The sequence below is a fragment of the Acidovorax sp. GW835-FHT14B10 genome, assembly GCF_058793725.1.
Genome location: NZ_JBXAGC010000061.1, coordinates 1 through 4,816, shown reverse-complemented (window position 1 = coordinate 4,816; position 4,816 = coordinate 1). Strand labels below are relative to the sequence as shown.

Below are 4,816 nucleotides of genomic sequence, written 5' to 3'. Positions count from 1 at the left end.
AAGGAGTTCGGTCACGATCGACCGAAATCCTCGGTCACGATGCCGAAATCACCGGTCACGTTGGTCCGAAATACCCAGGCGAGGGACACGACAGCGCGTTGACGGTGGACGTGATGGTCCAGTGGGCGCGCCAGGTGCAGCCTCGGTACCTCGTGGACGGCCAGGCCAATGTCGACACGGCAGCGCGTCGACTGGCAACGCTGCGCCCCTTCATGCGCTGGCTGCAGCAGTTCGATCCGACCGTCGAAGTGCCTGACGACTCCAGCTTCGGTCCGATCCCGCGCCGCGTAGCGCCTCACATCTACAGCGAAGCCGAGATCGCTGCGCTGATCGTCGCGGCCCGTCGACTCGGCCCTTCGGACGGCCTTCGTGCCACCACCTATGCGACGCTGTTCGGTCTGATCGCATCGGCCGGGCTTCGGGTCTCCGAAGCGATCAACCTGGCCGACTCGGATGCAGATCTGGACGGCGGCATCCTGACCATACAGCAGACCAAGTTTGGCAAGTCCCGCATGGTGCCGCTGCACCCCAGCGTGATTGGTCCGCTGGCAGCCTACCGGGCCTTGCGCCGCCAGTACGTGCCTGCGAAGCCGCAGATGACATTCTTCGTGGGCTCGCGTGGCGTGCACCGGGGTGAACCGCTGGGAGATCGGCAGGTGCATCGAGTGTTCTGTCAGCTGCGCGAGCAATTGGGTTGGATCGATCGCGGCGGCCATGGCCGACCGCGGGTGCATGACCTGCGCCATAGCTTCGCCGTGAGACGGATGATCCTGTGGCACCAGCAGGGAGCGAACCTTGACCAACGAATGCTGGCCCTGTCCACGTACATGGGCCACATCAATATCTCCAGCACGTACTGGTACCTGAGCGGCGTGCCGGAGTTGATGGCGTTGGCCGGCGCTCGATTCGAACGCTTCGCCGACGTCGCGGAGAACGACGATGAGTAGTTCTGAACACCGCAAGCCCGCTCCGCCGAGCTTCGCGACGCTGGTCCAGTCCTTCTTCGCCGAGCACCTGACGCAGCAGCGCGCGTTGAGCCCGCAGACCGTTGCGGCCTATCGGGACGCGTTCGTGCTGTTCCTGGACTTCGCCCAGGCGCAACTGCACAAGACGCCCACGACGCTGTCGCTCGCCGACCTGACGCCCGCGCTGATCCTGGACTTCCTCGATCATCTCGAACGCGATCGGCACAACACCGTTCGCAGCCGCAATGCGCGACTGGCCGCGCTGCGCTCGTTCCTGAAGTTCGCGGCCCGGCGAGACGTGACGGCACTTCAGGTCGTCGAGCAGGCGCTCGGCGTGCCGATGAAGCGCTTCGAGCGGCCGATGTTCGAGTTCCTGACACGCGAGGAGATGCTGGCCGTGATCGGCGCGCCAGGAGCGGATTGGATGGGCCAGCGAGACAAGCTGCTGCTGGCCCTGCTGTACAACACCGGTGCCCGCGTGTCGGAGGCAATCGGCGTAAAAGTGGGCGACGTCGTGCTGGCACCCGCCGCCTGCGTGCATCTGCATGGCAAGGGACGCAAGCAGCGGTCGGTGCCGCTCTGGCGATCGACGGTCAAGGTGATCCGCGCCTGGCTGAAGTTCAACCCGGACCTGACTCCCACGTCGGCGCTGCTGCCCAACCGTGGCGGACAGGCGATGACGCGGTCCAACGTGACGCAGCGCCTGGCATTGGCCGTCAAGAAAGCCGCGCTCACGACGCCGAGCCTGGCCGGGAGAACGATCTCTCCACACTGCCTGCGTCACTCGACCGCTATGCACCTTCTGCAGTCGGGCGTGGACATCAGCGTGATCGCTCTGTGGCTCGGACACGAGAGTCCGGCGACAACGCATCAGTACATAGAGGCCGATCTCGCCATGAAGGAAAAGGCACTGGCCAGGCTTCAGGATCCCAATGTGGTCCCACAGCGGTTCCGGGCAGAAGACGATCTGTTGAAGTTCCTCAAGACCTTGTGATTACGTGAAGTTCAAAGACGCGACCGCAGCCCTCTTGCGAGGGCGGCGACGCCGCGCTGCCGGACCAACTGTGCATAACTGCGTGCTGTGCATAACGCTGCTTATGGAGAGCTCTCCATAAGCAGCGCTTGCCGTCGGTCGTGCACGGGAGCTGGGTTCACAGTGCATTGCGCGAAGCTGTCATCGGCTCACCCATCAGCACGGCGGCATCAATGACAGGTATCAAGGTGGCTGCAGTCATCCGTAAGCGCGCGGCCATCCCATGGCTCGCGTTGGTCGGCCTCAGCGCCAGTTCGCCAAATCTATCGCGGCCTGCAATGCTGAACTTGGCCCCTCAAGAACCCGAAGGCATCAACTCATTGAGCAGTCGCTTGTCCGCCGCGTAGCAGTTGCACGCTGCTTGCTGCAGACCCAGCCGATCGAGCACAGTGAGCTCACCGCGGTGATATTCAATCAGTCCACGCCGCTGGAATTCGCTGGCTGCCCCGCTCACTCCCACGCGCCGTACGCCCAGCATCTGCGCGATGAAGTCCTGGGTCACATGAAACCGGTCGGCGTGGGAGCGATCCTGGCTCATGAGCAACCAGCGCGCCAGCCGCTCGCTTATCGTGTGAAAGCGCTGGCAGGCTGTGGCAAGTGATTGCTGATGCAGGCGGACCATCAAAGAGCCTTGCACCAGTTCTCGCAGCTCGGGCATGGTGGCTATGGTCTTGCGCAACACATGCGCTTCCAGGCGCCAGCAATTGCCAGCGCCTTGCACCACGGCTCTCCAGGGCGTCTTGGCCACTCCGAGCACCAATTCCGCCCCTAGCATGGACTCGGGTCCGATCATGCCCACCGCCAACGGCGGGTGCGTCTCGATGTCAATCACCAGCGCAATGAAGCCGGAACGTGGAAAGTACGCGTGGCTCAGTGGCGCCCCATGCTCGATCAGGTCGGACAATGCCACCAGCTCGAACCGGGTACACAGCGCAAGAAAACGCTTGCGCAACGCTTTCGGAAGACGCTCAATGAGGTGGTTCTCTGCGTTGTCCATGGGAAGCCCTGGTACACGAGAAAACCCCTCTCGGAGCGAACCCGCAAGGTTCGCAAGACAGGATGTCTTGCATTCCCTTGTCGACTGTAGACCTGTTCGATTGACTGTTCTGTCTGGAACCGAACAAATACTCAAATCAAACACACTGGTAGCTTTGAGGGAGGGCGCAGTTCCAAGGCTTTGCGTATGAGACCTCTGACGGTGAAACTCACCGTCGGCCAAATCTAAAGTGAGATGGCCTGGATTCGCTGCTAGCGGTGTGGCAGCAGCTCACCGATCTGACTGGCGCGCTGCATGGGCAGGCGTGCCATCACGTCGCGCAGGTAGACATACGGGTCGTGCCCGTTCATGCGCGCTGACTGGATCAGGCTCATCGCCGCTGCCGCCCGCTGGCCCGCGCGCAAGCTGCCAGCGAACAGCCAGTTGCTTCTGCCAATGGCGATGGGCCTGATCTGGTTCTCGGTCCAATTGTTGTCAACCGAATTGCCCATCATCTGCAAAGCGGATGAGCGCTATCCAACGCTTGAGGCTGTAGTCCAGCGCCTTCGCTGTGGCCGATCCGTCGGGCACCTTGCGCCGCTGCAGCGACATCCGTTCGTGAAGGGCGTCCAGGAGTGGCTTTGTTCTCTCCCGCCGGACTGCGAGACGCTGCTCGGCGTTCAGCTCCTTGACCTCCTGCTCGATCTCATAAATGCGGGCCATCTGCTCCAGCGCACTCAGGGCGATCTGGCTTTGGTTGTCCGCGCCGACGGAGATTTAATCCAATCAACATCAAGCATGGTCTGTGGCCATGTAGCGCTGCATGGCATCGATCACCAGCGCGGGGTGACTCATGTGAGCAGCGTGACCCGCCACGTCCATGACTTCCAAGATGCTGCCCTTCAGTTGCTGGTTCAGATACTCACCCACCGCAAGCGGAACCAGGCTGTCTTCCTGGTGCTGAAGAATGAGGCAGGGGCGAGACGCCTGGGGCAGGTCAGCCCGGTTATCAGCAAAAAAGGTGGTTTGCGCAAATACGCGCATCGCGACCGGGTTCGTGGAGCAAAAACTGTCGTAAAACTCACCAGCCAACGCTTCGCCCTGCGCGGCACCCGCCACCACGGACGATAGGTGATTGGCCCAGCCGATGTAGTCCTGATCCATCAGCGACAACAGGCCTTGGAGGTCGGCACGCTCGAAGCCTCCGGCATATTCGGGCGGATAGTTCAAGAAACAGGGCGTGGGCCCCACCAATATCAAGCGATCAAACAAGTCAGGGCGTGATATCGAAGCCAACAGTCCGACGTTGCAACTGGCCGAGCGGCCCACGAATGTGACGCCGCTCTGCAGCCCTTGCGCTTCGCACACGTCCAGAACATCTTGCGCGTAGCCGGCCAAGCTGCTGTAGCGAACTGCGCTAAAGGCCGATAGCTGCGACTTGCCGCTTCCAACATAGTCAAACAAGATTTGGCGATGTGTGCCAGCGAAAGCGGGCGTGATGCGGCTCCATACGGATTGGCTACAGCCAAGCCCGTGGGCAAACAAAATCGCTGGCCCGCTGTTTCCCAAGGATTTGACGTTGTTGCGTTTGTTGACGTTCATGGTCTTAGGGCAATGCTGATCAAGTAGCGTCAACTCCATTGCACAGCCATTTGAATGCCAAATGGCCCGCAAAGATGCCGGACTTTGCCCCACAGGGCCTGTTTCGGGAGCCTTTGAGCCCCCTTCAGACCCTTACGGGCGCACCTGCCCCTGCAGGCGCCCTCGGGCAAGGTAAATGTTGGCCAGCGCCAAGGCCGTGAACGCCCGCGTGGCGTTCTTCTGAAGCCCGCGGTAGCGCAC

At 61.8% G+C, this 4,816-nt stretch carries 4 protein-coding genes and 2 pseudogenes; 2 read left to right on the top strand and 4 right to left on the bottom strand.

Annotated features, from left to right (window positions below; all coding sequences use genetic code 11):
* The coding region (locus AC1Q5S_RS22115) for a tyrosine-type recombinase/integrase (RefSeq protein WP_492239442.1) at positions 1-947 on the top strand (947 nt) is incomplete at its 5' end.
* Positions 940-1,959 (top strand): tyrosine-type recombinase/integrase, encoded by a 1,020-nt coding sequence (locus AC1Q5S_RS22110; RefSeq protein WP_008903159.1) that lies wholly within the window; start codon positions 940-942, stop codon positions 1,957-1,959. The genes AC1Q5S_RS22115 and AC1Q5S_RS22110, both read left to right, overlap by 8 nt.
* Before the next feature lie 334 nt (positions 1,960-2,293).
* On the opposite strand, the gene AC1Q5S_RS22105 is transcribed toward AC1Q5S_RS22110, so the two are convergent.
* The 4 genes and pseudogenes from AC1Q5S_RS22105 to AC1Q5S_RS22090 form a co-directional block, all read right to left on the bottom strand.
* Positions 2,294-2,995, bottom strand: a complete 702-nt coding sequence (locus AC1Q5S_RS22105) for a Crp/Fnr family transcriptional regulator (protein WP_260669133.1) — start codon at positions 2,993-2,995, stop codon at positions 2,294-2,296.
* Positions 2,996-3,246: 251 nt separating this feature from the next.
* Positions 3,247-3,733: pseudogene (locus AC1Q5S_RS22100) on the bottom strand (IS66 family transposase); the annotation flags it as partial.
* A gap of 33 nt (positions 3,734-3,766) precedes the next feature.
* On the bottom strand, positions 3,767-4,576 hold the full coding sequence (locus tag AC1Q5S_RS22095) for an alpha/beta fold hydrolase (protein WP_348682863.1): 810 nt from the start codon (positions 4,574-4,576) through the stop codon (positions 3,767-3,769).
* A 132-nt stretch (positions 4,577-4,708) separates the two neighbouring features.
* Positions 4,709-4,816 (bottom strand): annotated as a pseudogene (locus AC1Q5S_RS22090) (IS5/IS1182 family transposase); the annotation flags it as partial.